This window comes from Cellulosimicrobium sp. GQ32, assembly GCF_059758455.1.
Genome location: NZ_JCAXEP010000007.1, coordinates 47,861 through 67,167 on the forward strand (window position 1 = coordinate 47,861; position 19,307 = coordinate 67,167).

A 19,307-nucleotide genomic window follows, 5' to 3' on the forward strand; every position below is an offset into this window, starting at 1 on the left:
ACCACCGTAGTCCCCGACCGGCCGCCCGGCTGGCGAGGGGAGATGATCCGATGGAGTGGGACACCGGGGCAACCGCGTGGATGCTGACCTCAGCATCCCTCGTGCTCCTGATGACGCCCGGACTGGCGTTCTTCTACGGCGGCATGGTCCGCGCCAAGTCCGTGCTGAACATGATGATGATGTCGTTCGGCGCGATGGCCGTCGTGGGCGTCGTCTACGTGCTGTGGGGCTGGTCGATGTCGTACGGCGAGGCCGGGACGGGCGGCCTCGTCGCGAGCCCGTTCGCGCAGTTCGGCCTCTCGGGCGCGATCACCGACGCCGACGGCAGCGCCGTGGCGAGCACGCTCGGCAACTACCCGAACGTGGTGGACATCGCGTTCCAGGTGACGTTCGCGATCATCACGGTCGCGCTCATCTCCGGTGCGCTGGCCGACCGCGTGAAGTTCGGTACCTGGCTCACCTTCACGGCGATCTGGGTCACCGTGACGTACTTCCCGCTCGCCCACATGGTCTGGGGCGGCGGCTTCCTCTCGGGCAACGAGAACGGCCTCGCGGCACGCATCTTCGGGGTGACCGACGGCGCCGCCACGGTCGCGCCGATCGACTTCGCGGGCGGCACGGTCGTCCACATCAACGCCGGTGTCGCGGCCCTCGTGCTCGCGATCCTCATCGGCAAGCGCAAGGGCTTCGGCAAGGAGCCGATGCGCCCGCACAACCTGCCGTTCGTCATGCTCGGCGCCGCCCTCCTGTGGTTCGGCTGGTTCGGCTTCAACGCGGGCTCGGCCTTCGGGGCGAACGAGACCGCAGGCCTCGCCTGGGTCAACACGACGAGCGCCACCGCGGCGGGCATCATCGGGTGGCTCCTCACGGAGAAGATCCGCGACGGTCACGCGACGTCGCTCGGTGCGGCGTCCGGCGTCGTGGCGGGCCTCGTCGCGATCACGCCGGCCGCGGGGGCCCTCAACCCGGTCACGTCGATCGTCCTCGGCCTCGTCGCCGGCGCTCTCTCCGCGCTCGCGGTCGGGCTCAAGTACCGGTTCGGCTACGACGACTCGCTCGACGTCGTCGGCGTCCACCTGGTGTCCGGCCTCTGGGGTACCGTCGCGATCGGCTTCCTCGCCACCGACTCGGGCCTGTTCTTCGGCGGCGGCGCGCAGCAGCTCGTCGTGCAGATCCTCATCGCCCTCGTCGCCATCGTGTTCTCGGCGGCCACGACGCTCGTCATCGGCCTGATCCTCAAGGTCACCATGGGCTGGCGGGTCAGCGAGGACGCCGAGGTCGGCGGCATCGACCTCGCGGTCCACGGTGAGACGGCGTACGAGTCCATCCAGCAGGGCAGCGTCATCAAGGAGGTGCGGGCATGAAGCTCGTCACGGGAATCATCCAGCCGCACCGGCTCGACGACGTGAAGTCGGCGCTCGAGGCCGCGGGCGTGCGGGGCATGACGGTCAGCGAGGCCAGCGGCTACGGGCGCCAGAAGGGCCACACCGAGGTCTACCGCGGCGCGGAGTACACGGTCGACCTGGTGCCCAAGGTCCGCATCGAGGTCCTCGTCGACGACGCCGACGCGACCGTGGTCACCGAGGTGATCGTCAAGGCCGCGCAGACCGGCAAGATCGGCGACGGCAAGGTCTGGACGGTCCCGGTGGACGACGTCGCCCGCGTGCGCACGGGCGAGCACGGCCCCGGCGCCCTGTGAGGCGACGGACCATCGGATGACCGACCACGCCGACACCCCGACCACGGGCGGGGTCGCAGGGGGATCGGCGGGGCGCCTCGGGCAGCAGCCGGGCGAGCAGCACACTGAGGTCCCGCACCCCGAGGGGGTGCGGGGCCTCCGCGCGCGGATGCTCGACGTCGCGCGGTCCATGAGCGGCCCCGGCCGCAGCGGGGTCGCGCGCCGGGCCGCCGTCGTCGACCTCGTGACGTCCTCCCTCCAGGGCCTGTGGCGCGAGGCGACCGACGGCGTCGCGCCCGACGGCATCGCGCTCGCTGCCGTGGGCAGCCTCGGCAGAGGCGACATGGGACCCGCGAGCGACCTCGACCTGGTCCTCGTCCACGACGGCCGCAGCCACGCGGCCGAGGACGTCGCGCGGGTCGCCGAGCGCCTGTGGTACCCGCTCTGGGACGCCGGGGTCGACCTCGACCACTCGGTGCGCTCGCTCTCGCAGTGCCGCCAGGTGGCGTCCAAGGACGTCCCCGCAGCCGTCGGCTGGCTCGACGTGCGTGCGGTGGCAGGTGACGCGGTCGTCGTGCACCGGGCGTCGTCAGCGGTCCTCACCGACTGGCGGTCGGCGTCGCGCCGCCGCCTGCCCGACCTGCTCTCCTCGACGCGCGAGCGCGCCGAGCGCTCCGGCGAGCTCGCCTACCTCATCGAGCCCGACCTCAAGGAGTCGCGCGGCGGGATCCGAGACGCGGTCGTGCTCTCGGCCCTGGCCGCGACGTGGCTCACGGACCGTCCGCACGGGTCGGTCGACCGCGCGTACGCGCACCTGCTGGACGTGCGCGACACCGTGCAGGTCGTCACCGGTCGGCACACGAGCCGGCTCCTGCTCGCCGATCTCGACGAGGTCGCTGCACTGTCCGGTTTCGACGACCCCGACGAGCTGCTCGCGAGCCTCGCCGCGGCCGGCCGCGAGGTCTCGTACGCGCTCGACACGACGGTCCGCCGCGCCCGCCAGGCGCTCCAGCGGCCGTCGATCGCCCGCCGGCCGGTCCTGGTCCGGGGCCGCCGGGCTGCACCGAGGCTGCGGCCCGTCGGCGACGGGCTCGTCGAGCACGACGGCGAGCTCGTGCTCGCGGTGGACGCCCACCCCGCGTCCGACCCGCTCCTGTCGCTGCGCGCCGCCGCCACCGCCGCCCGGACGGGCCTGACGCTCTCCCCGGTCTCGGTCGCGAGCCTCGCCCAGTGCCCGCCGCTGCCCGAGCCGTGGCCGCGGGCGGCGCGGACGGCGTTCCTCTCGCTGCTGGGCTCGGGGCAGGCCCAGGTCGCCGTGTGGGAGGCGCTCGACCTCGCCGGCGTGGTCACCACGTGGATCCCCGAGTGGGCGGGAGTGCGGAACCGTCCGCAGCGCGCCGCCGTGCACCGGCACACCGTCGACCGGCACCTCGTGGAGGTGGTCGCGCGCGCGGCCCGGGACCGCAAGGACGTCGAGCGACCGGAGCTGCTCCTGCTGTCCGCGGTGCTGCACGACATCGGCAAGCGCGCGGGCGCCGTCGACCACTCCGTCGAGGGCGCGCGCCTGGTGCCCGCGATCCTCGGCCGCATGGGGTTCGAGCCTGAGGTCGTGGCCGACGTGGAGCGCCTCGTGCGCCACCACCTGACGCTGTCGCGGCTCGCGGTGAGCGAGGACCCGGACGACCCGGCGACGGTCGCCGAGCTCGCCGACGCCGTCGACCACCGGCCGGACCTCCTCCGCGTGCTGCGCGCGCTGACCGAGGCGGACGCGTCGTCGCTCGGGCCGAGCGCGTGGACCGCGTGGCGGGCGAGGCTCGTCGACGACCTGGTGGGGGAGACGCTGCGGGCGCTGGTCGCCGTACGGGAGGACGTGCCGAGAGACCCGGGCGCCGCCGGGTAGGCTGGTCCTTCGCGGACGGCCCGTCCTCTGCCAGCCCGTGCCCGGCCTCGGGCGACGGCAGGCGGGAGCGCCGCCGCGGACGAGACTTCCGACGACTGGTGAGGATGACGCGGTGTTCAACACGCTGTCGGACCGACTGACATCGACCTTCAAGAACCTGCGTTCCAAGGGCCGGCTGTCCGAGGCGGACATCGACGCGACGATCCGGGAGATCCGACGCGCGCTGCTCGACGCCGACGTGGCGGTCCCCGTCGTGCGCGAGTTCAGCGCGACCGTGCGCGAGCGCGCGCTCTCCTCCGAGGTCTCGGGCGCGCTCAACCCGGCGCAGCAGGTCGTGAAGATCGTCAACGAGGAGCTCGTCGGCATCCTCGGCGGCGAGAGCCGCGGGCTGCGGTTCTCCAAGACGCCGCCGACGGTCATCATGCTCGCGGGCCTCCAGGGCGCGGGCAAGACGACGCTGGCCGGAAAGCTCGCGCTGCACCTGCGCGAGCAGGGGCACACGCCGCTCCTCGTCGCCGCGGACCTCCAGCGGCCGAACGCGGTCACCCAGCTCAGCGTCGTCGCCGAGCGCGCCGGGGTGCCGGTGTTCGCCCCGCACCCGGGCAACCAGAGCGGGGTGGAGGTCGACGACGTCATCGGCGACCCCGTCGCCGTCGCGCGCGAGGGTGTCGAGACGGCGCGGCAGCGCCAGCACGACGTCGTCATCGTCGACACCGCGGGCCGCCTCGGCCTCGACGCCGTCCTCATGCAGCAGGCCTCGGACATCCGTGACGCCGTGCAGCCCGACGAGGTCCTGTTCGTCATCGACGCGATGATCGGCCAGGACGCCGTCGCGACCGCGAAGGCCTTCGAGGAGGGCGTCGACTTCACGGGCGTCGTGCTCACCAAGCTCGACGGCGACGCGCGCGGCGGCGCCGCGCTCTCCGTCCGCGGGGTCACCGGCCGCCCGATCCTCTTCGCCTCCACGGGCGAGAAGCTCACCGACTTCGAGGCGTTCCACCCGGACCGCATGGCGTCGCGCATCCTCGACATGGGTGACGTCCTCACGCTCATCGAGCAGGCCGAGAAGGCGTTCGACGCCGAGCAGGCCGCGAAGATGGCGGAGAAGGTCGCCACGGGGCAGGACTTCACGCTCGCGGACTTCCTGGTGCAGATGCAGCAGATGAAGAACATGGGCTCGATGAAGAAGATGCTCGGGATGCTCCCGGGCATGGGCCAGATGCGCGAGGCGCTCGACAACTTCGACGAGCGCGAGGTCGACCGCATCGAGGCGATCATCCGCTCGATGACCCCCGCTGAGCGCGACAACCCCAAGATCATCAACGGGTCGCGCCGGGCGCGCATCGCGCGCGGCTCCGGCGTGACGACGAGCGACGTCAACCAGCTCCTGGAGCGGTTCGCGGGCGCGCAGAAGATGATGCGGCAGATGAGCCGTGGCGGCGGGATGCCGGGGATGCCGGGCATGGGCAACCTCCCGGGCATGGGCGGCAAGAAGGCACGGGGGCGCCAGGCGCCGCAGCGCAAGGTCAAGGGCAAGTCGGGCAACCCGGCCAAGCGCGCCGCCCAGGAGCGCGCGGCCGCGGCGCGGGCGGCGGGAGAGGCCACGGGCCCCGCAGCACCCGCCGGCTCGGCGTTCGGCATGGGCCGGGCGCAGGAGCCCGCACAGCCGTCGTCGGACGACCTCCAGCTCCCGCCCGGGTTCGAGAAGCTGCTCGGCCGCTGACCGGGCCGACGTCCCCCTTCCGCACGCACTCGTGTCTCGGGTGCGTCCCGGGGGCGCCCGGGCGCTAGGTTATGTCCGTGGTACCTGCCCGGTGCCACCCCGTGCCCGCGAACCGGGCCCACCGTCCTGACCGTCCTCACCCAGGAGCCGCATGTCCGCGCTGGAAGGCCCCACGCTGCACGTCCGCGGCCACGTCGTCGTCGGTGACGACCGCGAGGTGGGCGACCTGTGGGTCAAGGACGGGCGGATCAGCCTCACGCGGCCGTCGGCGCAGGGCACCAACATGGTCGAGCTCGAGGGGTGGGTCCTGCCGGGCCTCGTCGACGTCCACTGCCACGTCGGCCTGGGTGCGCAGGGCGCGGTCGACGCGGCGACGGCGCAGGACCAGGCCGTCACGGACCGCGACAGCGGCGTCCTCCTCGTGCGCGACGCGGGCTCGCCGCTCGACACGCGGTGGGTCCACGGGCGGCGCGACCTGCCACGGCTCGTGCGGGCCGGACGGCACCTCGCGCGCCCCAAGCGCTACCTGCGGAGCTACGGGCTCGAGCTCGACGACGTCGCGCAGCTCCCCGAGGCCGTGCGGCGCGAGGCGCGCCAGGGCGACGGCTGGGTGAAGATCGTGGGCGACTGGATCGACCGCGACCTCGGGGCCGAGGGCGACCTGCGGCCGCTGTGGCCCGACGACGTCCTCGCCGCGGCCGTCGCCGCGGCGCACGCCGAGGCCGCGCGCGTCACCGTGCACGCCTTCTCCGAGGAGGTGATCCCGTCCCTGCTCGCCGCGGGCGTCGACGGGATCGAGCACGGCACGGGGATCGACCCCGACCTGATGTACGAGATCTCCGAGCGCGGGGTCGCGGTCACCCCCACGCTGTTGCAGATCGGCCAGTTCGAGGCGATCGCCCGGCAGGCCGACGAGAAGTACCCGGTGTTCGCGGCACGCATGCGACGGCTCCACGAGCGACGGTACGAGCAGGCCCGGGCGCTGTACGAGGCGGGCATCCAGATCCTCGTGGGGACGGACGCGGGCGGGACGATCGGGCACGGCCGCCTCGCGGACGAGTGCGCCGAGCTCGTGGCCGCCGGCATCCCCGACGCGGCGGTCGTCGCAGCGGCGAGCTGGCAGGGCCGGGAGTACCTCGGCTACACGTCGCTCGTCGAGGGCGCGTCGGCGGACTTCGTCGTGTACCCGCAGGACCCGCGCGAGGACGTCGGCGTCCTGCGCGCGCCGACGGCGATCGTGCTCCGCGGCGAGATCGTCGCCCCGCACGCAGGCTGAGGGTCCTACGCGCAGGTTGGTCCCGGCCGGTCCGGTCTGGCACAATGTCCCGGTACTCGGCGTGCCCCGGCCCCTCTCTCCGGCGCGTGCCGTGTCCTGAACCCCTTCCTCGTCCTGTCCCCACGGGACGGGTCCGGGTTCGCCCGAACCAGAACCAGGAGAGACCACCACTGTGGCCGTCAAGATTCGTCTGAAGCGTCTCGGCAAGATCCGTGCGCCGTACTACCGTGTCGTCGTCGCGGACTCGCGCACCAAGCGTGACGGTCGCGTGATCGAGGAGATCGGCAAGTACCACCCGACCGAGGAGCCCTCGTTCATCGAGATCACCTCGGACCGCGCCCAGTACTGGCTCGGCGTCGGCGCACAGCCGACCGAGCAGGTGCTCGCGCTCCTCAAGATCACGGGCGACTGGCAGAAGTTCAAGGGCCTGCCCGGGGCCGAGGGCACGCTCAAGGTCAAGGGCGAGAAGGTCGACCCGGCCGCCGCGATCGAGGCCGCCGCCGCGGACGCGGAGAAGGTCAAGGCCAAGGCTGCCGAGAAGAAGACCGAGGCTCCGGCCGAGGAGCCCGCCGACACGGCCGACGAGGCCGCTGCCGACGAGCAGGCCTGATGATCGCCGAGGCGCTCGAGCACCTCGTGCGCGGCATCGTGGACAACCCGGACGACGTCCGGGTGAACGCGAAGACGCTGCGTCGCGGTGACCTGCTCGAGGTCCGGGTGCACCCGGACGACCTCGGCCGCGTGATCGGTCGTGGCGGACGCACCGCACGTGCCCTGCGCACGGTGATCGGCGCGCTCGCGACCGACGGGCCGGTCCGCGTCGACGTCGTGGACGTCGACCGCCGCTGAGGCCCGCACATCGTGCCCCGCGAGGGGCCACGGGCAAGGCCCGGCCCGCCGACCGGCGGGCCGGGCCTTCCTGTTCCGTCCGCCCGACCAGGTGCCGGACCGGCACCACCCGACCAGGACCACCGGAGGAGTGACGACCATGGAGCTGACCGTCGCGCGCGTCGGCAAGGCGCACGGACTGCGTGGCGAGGTCGCGCTCGACCTGCGCACCGACGATCCCGAGGTGCGCCTCGCCGTCGGGGAGCGCCTGGAGACGCGCCCCGCGACGGCGGGGCCGCTCACGGTCGGGACCGTGCGGGTGCACCAGGGGCGGTGGCTCGTCGGCTTCGAGGGCGTCCGCGACCGCACTGCCGCAGAGGCCCTGCGCGGCGTCGAGCTCGTGGTCGAGGTCGATGCGTCGGACGAGGAGGACGCGTGGTACCCGCACGAGCTCGTCGGGCTCCGCGCGGAGGACCTGGACGGCCAGGTCCTCGGACGCATCGACGGCCTCGAGCACCTGCCCGCGCACGACGTGCTCGTGCTGCGCGAGACCGGGGGCGCCCGCACGCTCGTCCCGTTCGTGCGGCAGATCGTCCCGCACGTCGACGTGGCCGGGGGCCGGGTCGTGCTCGACCCGCCGGGCGGGCTGCTCGCGTCGGACGCGGACCGGCTCGAGGTGGCGAGCCCGGACGGCGGCGGGACGTCGGGCTCCGCCGCGAGCGAGCCTGACGACCCGCGCGACGGCGAGGCCTGACCGTGCGCATCGACGTCGTCACGATCTTCCCCGACTACCTCGCGGCGCTGGACCTGTCGCTCGTGGGCAAGGCGCGCACCGCGGGGATCCTCGACCTGCGCGTCCACGACCTGCGGAACTGGACGACGGACCGGCACCGCACCGTGGACGACACGCCGTTCGGCGGCGGGGCGGGCATGGTCATGCGCCCCGACGTGTGGGGCCGCGCGATCGACGACGTGGCGGGCCTCTCGTCGGCGACGCCGGACGCGGCGGGCGCGGTGCACCTGATCGTGCCGACGCCGTCGGGCGAGACGTTCACGCAGCGCACCGCGGAGGCGCTCGCGACCGAGGGGCACCTCGTCGTCGCCTGCGGGCGCTACGAAGGGATCGACGCGCGCGTCGCCGAGCACTACCGGTCTGCCGGGATGCGGGTCAGCGAGCTGTCGATCGGGGACTACGTCCTCAACGGGGGAGAGGTCGCCGCGCTCGTCATGGTCGAGTCGGTCGGGCGGCTGCTCCCGGGCGTCGTGGGCAACCCCGAGTCGCTGGTCGAGGAGTCGCACGGCGCCGCGGGGCTGCTCGAGTACCCCGTGTACACGAAGCCGCCGGCCTGGGGCGACCTCGAGGTGCCCGAGGTGCTGCTCTCGGGCCACCACGCGCGCATCCACCGCTGGCGCCGCGACCAGGCCCTGCGCCGGACCGCCGTGCGGCGGCCGGACATGGTGCGCGCGCTCGACGTCGCCACGCTCGACCGGCACGACCTGGAGGTCCTCGCGGAGGCCGGGTGGTCCGTCGTCGACGACCGCCTCGACCGCGTCGGGCACGACGCCTCCTGATCCGCCGCGGTACGGGTGGGGGTCGGGCGCCGGGCCCGGCTGCCGCCGGTCACCGGCGTGTGGCAGAATAGTCGATCGGTGTGTGCCGCCCCGGAACCTCTGCCACAGGGGAGCCCGCGCCCGGATCCTCGGGCGGACTGCACGACGGGTCGACGACCGCGAGGAGATCGACCGTCCACGCGCAGCACGGCACACCCCACCGACAGACGACGACGGCCCGGCGCGCCCGGGCCACGAGCACGCGTCCGACCTGTGGCGGACGAGGAGAAGCACCATGCACACGCTGGACAGCGTCGACGCAGCATCGCTGCGCAGCGACGTCCCGGACTTCCGCCCCGGCGACACGCTCAAGGTCAACGTCAAGGTCGTCGAGGGCAACCGCTCTCGCGTCCAGGCGTTCCAGGGCGTCGTCATCGCCCGTCAGGGCAGCGGGGTCCGTGAGACGTTCACGGTCCGCAAGATCAGCTTCGGTGTGGGTGTCGAGCGCACGTTCCCCGTGCACTCGCCGTCCATCGAGTCGGTCGAGGTCGTGACGCGCGGTGACGTGCGCCGCGCCAAGCTGTACTACCTCCGCGCGCTGCGCGGCAAGAAGGCGAAGATCAAGGAGAAGCGCGACACCGCGCCCGCTCGCTGATCGGCTGTCGGCAGGTACTGCCGCTCCGCTCGAACGACGGCGGCCGTCCCCTCGGGGCGGCCGCCGTCGTCGTCCCCGGACGCGCGGTCCGAGGGCCGGTCCGTTTCTCGGAAGTCGGCAGAAGGTGGCATTGTGAACGCGTGACCGACAGCGCCCCGCCCCGCGGCCCGCATCCCGACGCCGGCACCGAGCGCGCGGCGCTCGGTCCTCGGGAAGACGAGGAGACCTCGCGCGGGGAGCATCTCGCGGGTTCCGGCGAGCACCGGTCGGGTCGCGCGTCCGGGGAGCGCCCGGCGCGGAAGTCCTCGTTGCTGCGCGAGACGGCGATCATCGTGGTCAGCGCGCTGGTGCTGTCGTTGCTCATCAAGACGTTCCTGGTGCAGGCGTTCTTCATCCCCAGCGCGTCGATGGAGGACACGCTGGTCGAGGGCGACCGGGTGATGGTGTCGCGGCTCGTGCCGGGCGCGTTCGACGTGCACCGGGGGGACGTCGTGGTGTTCAAGGACCCGGGCGGGTGGCTGCCGCCGCCGGTGCCGCAGGCCGAGAGCCCGGTGTCGGAGGCGGTGCGCGCGGCGCTGACGTTCGTCGGCCTGCTGCCGCAGGACACCGGTGAGCACCTGATCAAGCGGGTGATCGGCACGCCGGGCGACCACGTGGTGTGCTGCGACGCGGAGGGGCGGGTGAGCGTCAACGGGGTGTCGATCGACGAGACGTACATCAAGCCCGGCTCGATCCCCAGCCAGGACCCGTTCGACCGGACGGTGCCGGAGGACATGCTGTTCGTCATGGGCGACAACCGGCAGAACTCGGCGGACTCGCGCTACAACACGGGCAAGCCCGGGGGCGGGTTCGTGCCGATGGGCAACGTCGTGGGGACGGCGTTCGTCAAGGTCTGGCCGCTGTCCCACCTGGGCCTGCTGCGCAACCCCGGCGACGTGTTCGCCGACGTGCCCGAGGTGGAGCCGTGACGCTGGACGCGGTCGCTCGTCCCGCCGGTCCGGTGCCGACCTCGGCGCCCGGCGCGCCCGCGGCCGCCGCCCCGGCGCGCGTGCGTCGTGCCCCTGCGCGGCGCCGCCCGGACCTCCGGCAGGAGCGCGCGATGCTCCGCGAGGGCGCCCGGCTCGTCGCCGGCATGGACGAGGTCGGTCGCGGAGCGCTCGCCGGACCGGTCTCGGTGGGCGTCGTGGTCGTCGACCTCGCGACGAAGCCCTGCCCGCCGGGCCTCACCGACTCCAAGCTCCTCACCGCGACCGCGCGCGAGGCCCTCGTGCCGCTCGCGCGCGCATGGTCCGTCGCCTGGGCCGTGGGCCACGCCGGTCCCGCCGAGATCGACGCGCACGGCATCGTCGGTGCGCTGCGCCTCGCGGGCCGCCGGGCGCTCGCCCAGGTGCGTCGCACGGTCGGCGACGTCGACGCCGTCCTCCTGGACGGCAAGCACGACTGGCTCAGCCGCCCCTCGGCCGTGGACCTCTTCGAGGCGTTCGACCTCGACCCGCACGACGACGAGCGGGTCGTCGACCCGCGGGTGCGCACGCTGGTCAAGGCCGACCTCCAGTGCGCCTCCGTCGCCGCGGCGAGCGTCCTCGCGAAGACGGAGCGCGACGGTCTCATGACCAGCCTCGCGCGGCAGTACCCCGCCTTCGGGTGGGACCAGAACAAGGGCTACGGCGCGGCGGCGCACGTCGAGGCCCTGCGCGAGCACGGCCCGACGCCGCAGCACCGCCGGTCCTGGCGGCTGCCCGAGCGGGGGGACGAGGGTCTCGACACCCCGGCGTACGGGGAGCCCGTGGACGTCCTCGAGCTCGACCCGGACGCCGCCCTGCCCACGAGCTGAGGCGGGCGCGGAGCGCTCGATGGTCCATGATGGAGGCGTGAGCGCCGAAGACCTCGAGAACTACGAGACCGAGATGGAGCTCGCGCTGTACCGCGAGTACCGCGACGTGGTGGGCCTGTTCTCGTACGTGGTGGAGACCGAACGTCGCTTCTACCTGGCGAACCAGGTGGACCTCCAGGTGCGTTCCGCCGCGGGCGAGGTGTACTTCGAGCTGCGGCTCGCCGACGCGTGGGTGTGGGACGTGTACCGGTCGGCACGCTTCGTGAAGTCGGTGCGCGTCGTGACCTTCAAGGACGTCAACGTCGAGGAGCTCGCAAAGGCTGAGCTCCAGCTCTGACCACGGTCCTGGCCGTCCACAGGACGGCATCCCGACGGTCCCCTCCACAGGTGATCGCGGGTTTCTGGCGCCGCGCCCACCCCGTCGCCCACGGTGGGCGGCGGAGGTGAGCCCATGGGAGCGAAGGACGCCGTCGGGCGGTACGGGGAGAGGGTGGCCGCGGCCCACCTGGTCGAGGCGGGATGGACCCTGCTCGACCGCAACTGGCGCGGGACGCGTGGCGAGCTCGACGTCGTCGCGCTCGACGGGGACGTGCTGGTCACGGTCGAGGTGAAGACGCGTCGTGGCACCGGCTTCGGGCACCCCGCCCAGGCCGTGACGCCCGCGAAGCTCGGTCGCCTGCGGCGGCTCACGGGGGAGTGGCTCGCGACCCACGACGTGCGCGCGCGGTCGGTCCGCATCGACGTCGTCGCCGTGCTCGTGGCGCGGGCGGGCGCCGCGCAGGTGGAGCACCTCGTCGGGGTGAGCGCCTGATGGGCCTCGGGACGACCCGGGCCGTCGCGCTCGTCGGGCTGTCGGGCCACGTCGTCGAGGTGCAGGCGCACCTCGCGGCCTCGGTGCCCGGGTTCGTGCTCGTCGGGCTCCCGGACGCGGCGCTCAGCGAGTCGAGGGACCGCGTCCGTGCGGCCGTCACGTCGTCGGGCATCCCATGGCCGCAGCGCAAGGTCACGATCAACCTCTCGCCCGCCGCGCTCCCCAAGTCCGGCACCGGCTTCGACCTCGCGATCGCGGTCGCGCTCCTCGCCGGCGCCCAGGTCGTCCCGGTGCGCGCGGTGGAAGACGTGGTGCACCTCGGCGAGCTGGGCCTCGACGGCCGCCTCCAGCCCGTGCGCGGCGTCCTGCCTGCGGTGGCGGCGGCCGTCGCCGCCGGGTTCCGGGAGGTCGTCGTGCCTGCGGCCGACGTCGAGGAGGCTCGACTGGTCCCCGGTGCGCGCGTCGTGGGGGCGACGACCCTCGCGAACGTCGCCCGGCTCCACGGTGCGTCCCTCGCCGACCCGGGTGGTGCCGCGACCCCGGTCCTGGTACCGCGGCCCGCCGCGCTGCGCCCGCAGCCGGGCGACCTCGCGGACGTCGTAGGCCAGGACGAGGCGCGGCACGCGCTCGAGGTCGCGGCCGCGGGAGGCCATCACCTGCTGCTCGTCGGGGCTCCGGGCGCGGGCAAGACGATGCTCGCGTCCCGGCTGCCCGGGATCCTGCCCGACCTCACGGAGGGCGAGGCCGTCGAGGTGACGGCCGTCCACTCGGTGGCCGGGGTGTTCGATCCCGGGGCCGGTCTCGTGCGCCGGCCGCCGTACGAGGACCCGCACCACACGGCCACCCCGGCGGCGATCGTCGGGGGCGGCAGCGGCCTGCCCCGGCCCGGCGCCGCGTCGCGCGCCCATCGTGGGGTCTTGTTCCTGGACGAGGCGCCCGAGTTCGGAGCGCGCGTGCTCCAGACCCTGCGCCAGCCGCTCGAGCACGGCGAGCTCGTCATACACCGCGCCGGCGGGACGGCGCGGTACCCCGCGCGCTTCCAGCTCGTCCTCGCGGCGAACCCGTGCCCGTGCGGCAAGGGCGTCGGCAAGGGGCTCGAGTGCACGTGCTCGCCCGTCGCGCAGCGCCGCTACTTCGGCCGGCTGTCCGGTCCGCTCCTCGACCGGGTCGACGTCCAGGTCGAGGTCCGGCCCGTCACGCGGGTCGAGCGCGCGGGCGCGGGGCGGCCGGAGTCGAGCGCCGCGGTCGCGCGGCGCGTCGCCGCCGCCCGGGAGACGGCGTCCACGCGCCTGACGGGTACGCCGTGGCGGACGAACGCCGAGGTGCCCGGCACCTGGCTGCGCGACCGGCTCGGGCCAGATCCAGGCCTCCTGACGGACGTCGACACCGCGCTCGACCGCGGCACCCTGAGCCTGCGGGGAGCGGACCGCGTCCTGCGTCTCGCATGGACCGTCGCCGACCTCGCCGGGCACGCCGCGCCCACGCGCGCCGACGTCGGGGCCGGGCTCGCGCTCCGGACGCGGGGCTACCGTGGGTGAGCGCCGGGCGGGTCCGACGACGCCCGTGCGCCTCGTGTTCGACGTCACCGACGACCGGCTCGCGCGGGCGGCGTGGTCGCGCCTGGCGGAGCCGGGGGACGAGGTCGCGGTCGCGCTCGTCGACCAGCTCGGGGCCGGGGCCGCGCTCGCCTGGCTCGTCGAGGCGGTGGACGACCCCGCTCGAGCCCGCCGGGAGCTCGTCGGGCTCGTGGACGGCTCCGGCGACCGAGAGGGGCTGCACGGGCTGCTCGGGGTGACCGGGACCGGTGCCGCGGTGCCGACCGGCGACCCGCGCGCCCCCGCCCGCGACCCACGGAGCGGCCCCGTGGCTCGGCTTCTGCGCGCCGTCGCGCGCTGGGCGCCGCGGCTCGACGGTCTCGACCCGCGCCGGGAGCTCCACGTCCTGGACCGACTCGACGGCGCGCTCGTCGTCCCGGGCGACCCGGGGTGGCCCACGGCGCTCGACGATCTCGGGGCGGGCCGTCCGCTCGCGCTGTGGGTCCGGGGGTCGGACCGCCTCGCGGAGCTGGCAGCACGGTCCGTCGCGGTGGTGGGGGCGCGTGCCTGCACGGACTACGGACGCCACGTGACGGGGGAGATCGCCTCGGGACTCGCGGCGCGCGGGTTCACGGTCGTCTCCGGAGGGGCGTACGGCATCGACGCGGCGGCCCACCGCGCCGCGATGGTGTCGTCCGGACCGACGGTCGCGTTCCTCGCGGGCGGGGTGGACCGGCTCTACCCGGTCGGCAACACGGAGCTCCTCCGGGCCGTCGTGGGCGCCGGCGGCGCCGTGGTGTCGGAGGTCCCACCGGGCTCCGTGCCCAGCCGGGTCCGCTTCCTCCTGCGCAATCGCCTCATCGCGGCGTTCGCGGGAGCGACCGTGGTCGTGGAGGCGGCCTGGCGCTCCGGGTCGCTGAGCACGGCGGTCCGTGCCGCCGAGCTCTCCCGGCCGGTCGGCGCCGTCCCCGGGCCTGTGACCTCCATGGCGTCGACCGGCTGCCACCGGCTCCTGCGCGACGGTGCGGCCGTGTGCGTCACCGACGCCGACGAGGTGGCGGAGCTGGCCGGGGCGCTCGCGCGGGACGCGGCGCCGGCGGCGCCGGCTGCGGGGACGCTCCGGGCGCCCCGCGACGCTGCGTACGACGGGCTCGACGCCGTCGAGACCCGGACGTGGGACGCCCTGCCCCTGCGCTCGGGCGCACCGACGGACGCGATCGCGCGGTCGGCCGGGCTCGCCGTCTCGGAGGCCGTCAGTGCCCTCGGGCGGCTCGAGATCCGCGGACTCGCCGAGCGGACGCCCGGCGGATGGCGGCGCGTGCGCACGGAGTGAGGAGGCCGGTGAGGCGGGTCATGGCGGCGGCTGGCGGAGGGCGACGGCCGGAGCGCCTCCGGCGGTCCTGCGGTCTCGCGCGCGAGACTGGTGGAATGAGCCGCTCGACCCGTCCCGACGACTCCGCCGACCTGCCGGACGAGCGCCGGCCCGACGCCCTGCCGCCGGCGCTCGACGCGGCGCTCGCGGACTTCGGGACCCATCTCGAGGTCGCGGAAGGTTCGTCCGCGCACACGGTGCGTGCGTACACGGGCGACGTCGAGGCGCTGCTGGTCCATGCCGCACGGTACGGCGCGACGTCACCGCAGGACGTCGACCTCGCCGCCCTGCGTGCCTGGCTGACGGAGCAGTCGGAGCGTGGGCTCGCCCGTGCCACGCTCGCACGGCGCGGTGCCGCCGCACGGGCGTTCTTCGACTGGGCGCGCCGGACCGGTCGCGTCTCGGTGGACCCCGCCGCACGCCTCGCGAGCCCGCGCGTCCCGCGCACCCTGCCGACCGTGCTCACGGCCGACGCGGCCGGCCGGTTGCTCGACGCGGCCCGGGAGGCGGCGGGCGAGGGCGAGCCGGCCCGGCTGCGTGAGTGGGCGGCCGCCGAGCTGCTGTACGGAGCGGGGATCCGCGTGGGCGAGCTCGCGGGGATCGACGTGGACGACGTGGACCTGTCGCAGCGGGTCGTCCGGGTGCTCGGCAAGGGGGACAAGGAGCGGGTCGTGCCGTTCGGCGTCCCGGCGGCTCGGGCCGTGACCCGCTGGCTGGACCTGGGGCGGCCGGCACTCGTCACGGAGCGGTCGGGCGCGGCCCTCCTCGTCGGGGACCGCGGCGGTCGGTGGGGGCAGCGGCAGGTGCGCGACGTCGTGCACCGCCTCGCGCTCGCCGCCGGGGTCGACGACGTCGCCCCGCACGACCTGCGGCACAGCGCCGCGACGCATCTCCTCGCCGGCGGGTCGGACCTGCGCAGCGTGCAGGAGATCCTCGGGCACTCGTCGCTCGCGACGACGCAGCGCTACACCCACGTGACCGCCGAGCGGCTGCGCAGCTCGTTCGAGCAGGCCTTCCCGCGCGCCTGAGCCCTGGGCCGTCGTCGTCCGGTCACGGCTCCCCGAGCGGGAGCAGCACGATCGGGGGCCGCTCGCCGAGCAGCGCGAGCGGGTCGACGTACCGCTCGCCCCGCCGCACGCCCCAGTGCACGCAGGCGCCCGCGCAGTGGCTCGCGACGACCTCGCCGTCGGAGCCCTGCACGGTCCCGACGACGTCCCCGGCGGCGACGCGCGTCCCCCGAGGTGCCGAGCCGGTGACCGGCTCGAGCGACGTGCGCAGGCCGTCGTCGTGCGTGACGACGACCAGGTCGCGGCCCGCGACGGGACCGGCGAACGTGACGACCCCGGCCGCCGGGGAGAGGACGGGCTCTCCGGCCACGGCGGCGAGGTCGACGCCCCGGTGGCCGGGCAGCCAGTCGTGCAGGGGCGGGTCGAACGGCGCGAGCACACCCAGCGCGCCGGGTGGGCGGTCGAGCGGCGGCACCCAGCCGGGGGACGTCACCGGGGCGACCTCGGGACTCCCGCCCGGCGCGGCGGACGCCACCGGGGCGAGGACGAGCAGGAGCGCGGACAGCGCGAGGGCGACCGCAGGGGGTCGGGTCGTCGCAGGGGTACGGTCGTGAGCCATCGCGCCAGAGTGCCCGACGCGGGCCCGCCTCGGCGGGCCAGGCGCTGCTGCCTGTGGACGGCGGGCCCCGGCGGCGCCTACGGCCGGCGGCTGTGGTCGGCCCTGCCGTCGGGTAGACTTGCCGCTGCGACCGGCGCGTTCGCCGTGCCCGGCCCGAGAAGATCATCTCGGCCGAGGACGGAGCCGGTCGACTTCGCGCGTCACGTCCTCGCCCATCCTCCCGGCTCTGCCGGTCCGGGCGGGGCCGCGTCCGGCGTCGGTCCTGCCCGCACCTGCTCGAACGGTGCGCCGCAGGCGTCGGCACGGGTGGCGCCAGGGGTGCGACCACCAGGGTCGTCACCGACAACCGCACCGCGGTCCGTCCTCCGGGAGGGGCCGCCAGAAGCGTGCGCGCACCGGGTGGATCCCGGGCCGCACGGCGAAAGGACGTGTCATGGCCGTCGTGACCATGCGCCAGCTCCTCGAGAGCGGTGTCCACTTCGGGCACCAGACCCGCCGTTGGAACCCGAAGATGAAGCGCTTCATCTTCACCGAGCGCAACGGCATCTACATCGTCGACCTCCAGCAGTCGCTGTCGTACATCGACCGCGCGTACGAGTTCGTCAAGGAGACCGTCGCGCACGGCGGCTCCATCCTGTTCGTCGGCACCAAGAAGCAGGCCCAGGAGCCCGTGGCCGAGCAGGCCGCGCGCGTCGGCATGCCTTACGTGAACCACCGCTGGCTCGGCGGCATGCTCACCAACTTCACCACGGTGCACAAGCGTCTCCAGCGCCTCAAGGAGCTCGAGGAGATCGACTTCGACGACGTCGCGGGCTCGGGCCTGACCAAGAAGGAGCTCCTCGTCCTGCGCCGCGAGAAGGACAAGCTCGCCCGCACGCTCGGCGGCATCCGCGACATGGCGAAGGTCCCCTCCGCCGTGTGGATCGTCGACACGAACAAGGAGCACCTCGCGGTCGACGAGGCGCGCAAGCTCAACATCCCGATCGTCGCGATCCTCGACACCAACTGCGACCCCGACGTCGTGGACTACAAGATCCCCGGCAACGACGACGCCATCCGCTCCGTCACGCTGCTCACCCGCGTGATCGCGGACGCCGCCGCCGAGGGTCTGCTCCAGCGCCACTCCGGCCGCTCGGGCGCCGAGGCCGAGGCGGGCGCCGAGGCCGAGCCGCTCGCCGAGTGGGAGCGTGAGCTCCTGGCCGGTGCCGAGAAGCAGCTCGAGGCCGACGAGACCGCCGCCGAGGCGAACGTCGAGGCCGCTGCTGCCGAGGGCGTCGCCGAGGCTGCTGCCGAGGTCGCCGCCGAGGAGCCGGGTGACGCCACCGCCGAGGTCGTCGAGGAGGCCGCCGCCGAGGCTGCCGTCGTCGCCGACGCCGAGGCCGTGGTCGCCGACGCCGAGGCCGACGAGACCAAGTGACGTCCCGGGGTGCGCGGCGGGCGACCGCTGCGCACCCCGTGCCGTCCCAACGGCGCACACCGGGCACCGCCACGGTGCCCCCTGCACGTACCCGTGACGAAGAACCCGTGACGAACCACGAGTGAGGAACCACCATGGCGAACTACACCGCCGCTGACATCAAGGCCCTGCGCGAGCGCACCGGCGCCGGCATGCTCGACGTCAAGAAGGCTCTCGACGAGGCGGACGGCGACGCGGAGAAGGCGCTCGAGATCATCCGCGTCAAGGGTCTGAAGGGCGTCGCCAAGCGCGAGGGCCGCTCGACCTCCGAGGGCCTCATCGCCGTCGACATCCGCGACACCGAGGGCGGCCAGGTCGCGACGCTCATCGAGCTCAACTCCGAGACGGACTTCGTCGCCAAGAACGACACGTTCATCTCCCTCGCGGACCGCGTCCTCAAGGCTGCCGCCGACGCCGGTGCGCGCGACGCCGACGCGGCGCTCGCCGCCGACGCGGACGGCGAGACCGTCCAGCAGGTCATCGACAACCAGGCCGCGACGCTCGGCGAGAAGATCGTCCTGCGCCGCGTGACCCGCGTCGCGGGCGAGCGCGTCACGGCGTACCTGCACCGCACCGCGCGCGACCTGCCGCCGTCGATCGGCGTCGTCGTCGCCACGGACGCCGCGGGCGAGGCCGTCGCGAAGGACGTCGCGCAGCACGTCGCCGCGATGTCCCCGACGTACCTGTCGCGCGACGAGGTCCCGGCCGAGACGGTCGAGAACGAGCGCCGCATCGCCGAGGAGACCTCGCGCAACGAGGGCAAGCCCGAGGCCGCGCTCCCGAAGATCGTCGAGGGTCGCCTGAACGGCTTCTTCAAGGACGTCGTCCTCGTCGACCAGCCGCTCGCGAAGGACCCCAAGAAGACGGTCGGCCAGGTCGTCTCCGAGGCCGGCGGCACCATCACGGAGTTCGTGCGGTACCGCGTCGGCGCCTGACGCCCCCGTCGGCCCGGTCCCGTCGCCCGCGAGGCGGTGGGACCGGGCCGACCGCGCACCCGGCCCCGGGCGCGCGACGACCGGCGTCGTGCCGCACCATCGGGTGGGACGACGGCGGAGCAGGACC

The 19,307-nt window shown here is 74.5% G+C and carries 20 protein-coding genes; 19 read left to right on the plus strand and 1 reads right to left on the minus strand.

What is annotated here, in order from left to right:
- Positions 1 to 50 precede the first annotated feature (50 nt).
- The 17 genes from AC6CH9_RS12815 to AC6CH9_RS12895 all read left to right on the plus strand — a co-directional run bounded on the left by AC6CH9_RS12815 (position 51) and on the right by AC6CH9_RS12895 (position 16,191).
- Positions 51 to 1,364 (plus strand): ammonium transporter, encoded by a 1,314-nt coding sequence (locus AC6CH9_RS12815; protein WP_498155237.1) that lies wholly within the window; start codon positions 51 to 53, stop codon positions 1,362 to 1,364.
- Complete coding sequence (locus tag AC6CH9_RS12820; protein ID WP_047232645.1) at positions 1,361 to 1,699, plus strand: P-II family nitrogen regulator; 339 nt, start codon at positions 1,361 to 1,363, stop codon at positions 1,697 to 1,699. Before AC6CH9_RS12815 ends, AC6CH9_RS12820 begins: the two co-directional genes overlap by 4 nt.
- Before the next feature lie 16 nt (positions 1,700 to 1,715).
- Positions 1,716 to 3,578, plus strand: coding sequence for a [protein-PII] uridylyltransferase (locus AC6CH9_RS12825; RefSeq protein ID WP_498155238.1), 1,863 nt, complete (start codon positions 1,716 to 1,718; stop codon positions 3,576 to 3,578).
- 112 nt (positions 3,579 to 3,690) lie between these two features.
- On the plus strand, positions 3,691 to 5,301 hold the full coding sequence (gene ffh, locus AC6CH9_RS12830; protein WP_498155239.1) for a signal recognition particle protein: 1,611 nt from the start codon (positions 3,691 to 3,693) through the stop codon (positions 5,299 to 5,301).
- 151 nt (positions 5,302 to 5,452) lie between these two features.
- Complete coding sequence (locus AC6CH9_RS12835; protein ID WP_498155240.1) at positions 5,453 to 6,577, plus strand: amidohydrolase family protein; 1,125 nt, start codon at positions 5,453 to 5,455, stop codon at positions 6,575 to 6,577.
- Between the two features lie 172 nt (positions 6,578 to 6,749).
- Positions 6,750 to 7,187, plus strand: coding sequence for a 30S ribosomal protein S16 (gene rpsP, locus AC6CH9_RS12840; RefSeq protein ID WP_047232648.1), 438 nt, complete (start codon positions 6,750 to 6,752; stop codon positions 7,185 to 7,187).
- A complete protein-coding gene (locus tag AC6CH9_RS12845; protein WP_024840519.1) occupies positions 7,187 to 7,426 on the plus strand; it encodes an RNA-binding protein in 240 nt (79 codons plus the stop codon). The genes rpsP and AC6CH9_RS12845 overlap by 1 nt, the downstream gene beginning before the upstream one ends.
- A 139-nt stretch (positions 7,427 to 7,565) precedes the next feature.
- Positions 7,566 to 8,159 (plus strand): ribosome maturation factor RimM, encoded by a 594-nt coding sequence (rimM, locus tag AC6CH9_RS12850; protein ID WP_498155241.1) that lies wholly within the window; start codon positions 7,566 to 7,568, stop codon positions 8,157 to 8,159.
- Between the two features lie 2 nt (positions 8,160 to 8,161).
- The gene (trmD, locus tag AC6CH9_RS12855) at positions 8,162 to 8,977 is read left to right on the plus strand and encodes a tRNA (guanosine(37)-N1)-methyltransferase TrmD (RefSeq protein ID WP_498155242.1); all 816 of its coding nucleotides are present in this window, start codon (positions 8,162 to 8,164) and stop codon (positions 8,975 to 8,977) included.
- A 274-nt stretch (positions 8,978 to 9,251) separates the two neighbouring features.
- Positions 9,252 to 9,611, plus strand: a complete 360-nt coding sequence (gene rplS / locus AC6CH9_RS12860) for a 50S ribosomal protein L19 (protein ID WP_498155243.1) — start codon at positions 9,252 to 9,254, stop codon at positions 9,609 to 9,611.
- A 140-nt stretch (positions 9,612 to 9,751) separates the two neighbouring features.
- Complete coding sequence (gene lepB / locus AC6CH9_RS12865) at positions 9,752 to 10,579, plus strand: signal peptidase I (RefSeq protein ID WP_498155244.1); 828 nt, start codon at positions 9,752 to 9,754, stop codon at positions 10,577 to 10,579.
- Positions 10,580 to 10,710: 131 nt separating this feature from the next.
- Positions 10,711 to 11,445, plus strand: coding sequence for a ribonuclease HII (gene rnhB, locus AC6CH9_RS12870; protein WP_498155373.1), 735 nt, complete (start codon positions 10,711 to 10,713; stop codon positions 11,443 to 11,445).
- 37 nt (positions 11,446 to 11,482) lie between these two features.
- Positions 11,483 to 11,782, plus strand: coding sequence for a DUF2469 domain-containing protein (locus tag AC6CH9_RS12875; protein ID WP_024840525.1), 300 nt, complete (start codon positions 11,483 to 11,485; stop codon positions 11,780 to 11,782).
- A 114-nt stretch (positions 11,783 to 11,896) separates the two neighbouring features.
- Complete coding sequence (locus tag AC6CH9_RS12880; RefSeq protein ID WP_277515644.1) at positions 11,897 to 12,256, plus strand: YraN family protein; 360 nt, start codon at positions 11,897 to 11,899, stop codon at positions 12,254 to 12,256.
- Complete coding sequence (locus tag AC6CH9_RS12885; RefSeq protein ID WP_498155245.1) at positions 12,256 to 13,794, plus strand: YifB family Mg chelatase-like AAA ATPase; 1,539 nt, start codon at positions 12,256 to 12,258, stop codon at positions 13,792 to 13,794. The genes AC6CH9_RS12880 and AC6CH9_RS12885 overlap by 1 nt, the downstream gene beginning before the upstream one ends.
- Before the next feature lie 25 nt (positions 13,795 to 13,819).
- On the plus strand, positions 13,820 to 15,124 hold the full coding sequence (gene dprA / locus AC6CH9_RS12890; RefSeq protein WP_498155246.1) for a DNA-processing protein DprA: 1,305 nt from the start codon (positions 13,820 to 13,822) through the stop codon (positions 15,122 to 15,124).
- 95 nt (positions 15,125 to 15,219) lie between these two features.
- Entirely contained in the window at positions 15,220 to 16,191 is a 972-nt protein-coding gene (locus AC6CH9_RS12895; protein ID WP_498155247.1) for a tyrosine recombinase XerC, read from the plus strand.
- A gap of 22 nt (positions 16,192 to 16,213) precedes the next feature.
- Here the strand turns inward: AC6CH9_RS12895 and AC6CH9_RS12900 are convergent, their stop codons facing one another.
- Positions 16,214 to 16,789: a M23 family metallopeptidase gene (locus AC6CH9_RS12900; RefSeq protein ID WP_498155248.1), complete on the minus strand. Its 576-nt coding sequence runs from the start codon at positions 16,787 to 16,789 to the stop codon at positions 16,214 to 16,216.
- A 433-nt stretch (positions 16,790 to 17,222) separates the two neighbouring features.
- Here AC6CH9_RS12900 and rpsB point away from each other — a divergent pair, with 433 nt between their 5' ends.
- Complete coding sequence (gene rpsB, locus AC6CH9_RS12905; RefSeq protein WP_047232656.1) at positions 17,223 to 18,206, plus strand: 30S ribosomal protein S2; 984 nt, start codon at positions 17,223 to 17,225, stop codon at positions 18,204 to 18,206.
- A 134-nt stretch (positions 18,207 to 18,340) separates the two neighbouring features.
- The gene (gene tsf, locus AC6CH9_RS12910; RefSeq protein WP_498155249.1) at positions 18,341 to 19,180 is read left to right on the plus strand and encodes a translation elongation factor Ts; all 840 of its coding nucleotides are present in this window, start codon (positions 18,341 to 18,343) and stop codon (positions 19,178 to 19,180) included.
- Positions 19,181 to 19,307 lie beyond the last annotated feature (127 nt).

Coding starts and splice junctions, on each gene's coding strand:
- AC6CH9_RS12815 (WP_498155237.1), top strand. CDS start 51: ATGGAGTGGGACACCGGGGCAACCGCGTGGATGCTGACCTCAGCATCC.
- AC6CH9_RS12820 (WP_047232645.1), top strand. CDS start 1,361: ATGAAGCTCGTCACGGGAATCATCCAGCCGCACCGGCTCGACGACGTG.
- AC6CH9_RS12825 (WP_498155238.1), top strand. CDS start 1,716: ATGACCGACCACGCCGACACCCCGACCACGGGCGGGGTCGCAGGGGGA.
- AC6CH9_RS12835 (WP_498155240.1), top strand. CDS start 5,453: ATGTCCGCGCTGGAAGGCCCCACGCTGCACGTCCGCGGCCACGTCGTC.
- AC6CH9_RS12845 (WP_024840519.1), top strand. CDS start 7,187: ATGATCGCCGAGGCGCTCGAGCACCTCGTGCGCGGCATCGTGGACAAC.
- rimM (WP_498155241.1), top strand. CDS start 7,566: ATGGAGCTGACCGTCGCGCGCGTCGGCAAGGCGCACGGACTGCGTGGC.
- rplS (WP_498155243.1), top strand. CDS start 9,252: ATGCACACGCTGGACAGCGTCGACGCAGCATCGCTGCGCAGCGACGTC.
- rnhB (WP_498155373.1), top strand. CDS start 10,711: ATGCTCCGCGAGGGCGCCCGGCTCGTCGCCGGCATGGACGAGGTCGGT.
- AC6CH9_RS12880 (WP_277515644.1), top strand. CDS start 11,897: ATGGGAGCGAAGGACGCCGTCGGGCGGTACGGGGAGAGGGTGGCCGCG.
- AC6CH9_RS12885 (WP_498155245.1), top strand. CDS start 12,256: ATGGGCCTCGGGACGACCCGGGCCGTCGCGCTCGTCGGGCTGTCGGGC.
- AC6CH9_RS12895 (WP_498155247.1), top strand. CDS start 15,220: ATGAGCCGCTCGACCCGTCCCGACGACTCCGCCGACCTGCCGGACGAG.
- AC6CH9_RS12900 (WP_498155248.1), bottom strand. CDS start 16,789: ATGGCTCACGACCGTACCCCTGCGACGACCCGACCCCCTGCGGTCGCC.
- rpsB (WP_047232656.1), top strand. CDS start 17,223: ATGGCCGTCGTGACCATGCGCCAGCTCCTCGAGAGCGGTGTCCACTTC.
- tsf (WP_498155249.1), top strand. CDS start 18,341: ATGGCGAACTACACCGCCGCTGACATCAAGGCCCTGCGCGAGCGCACC.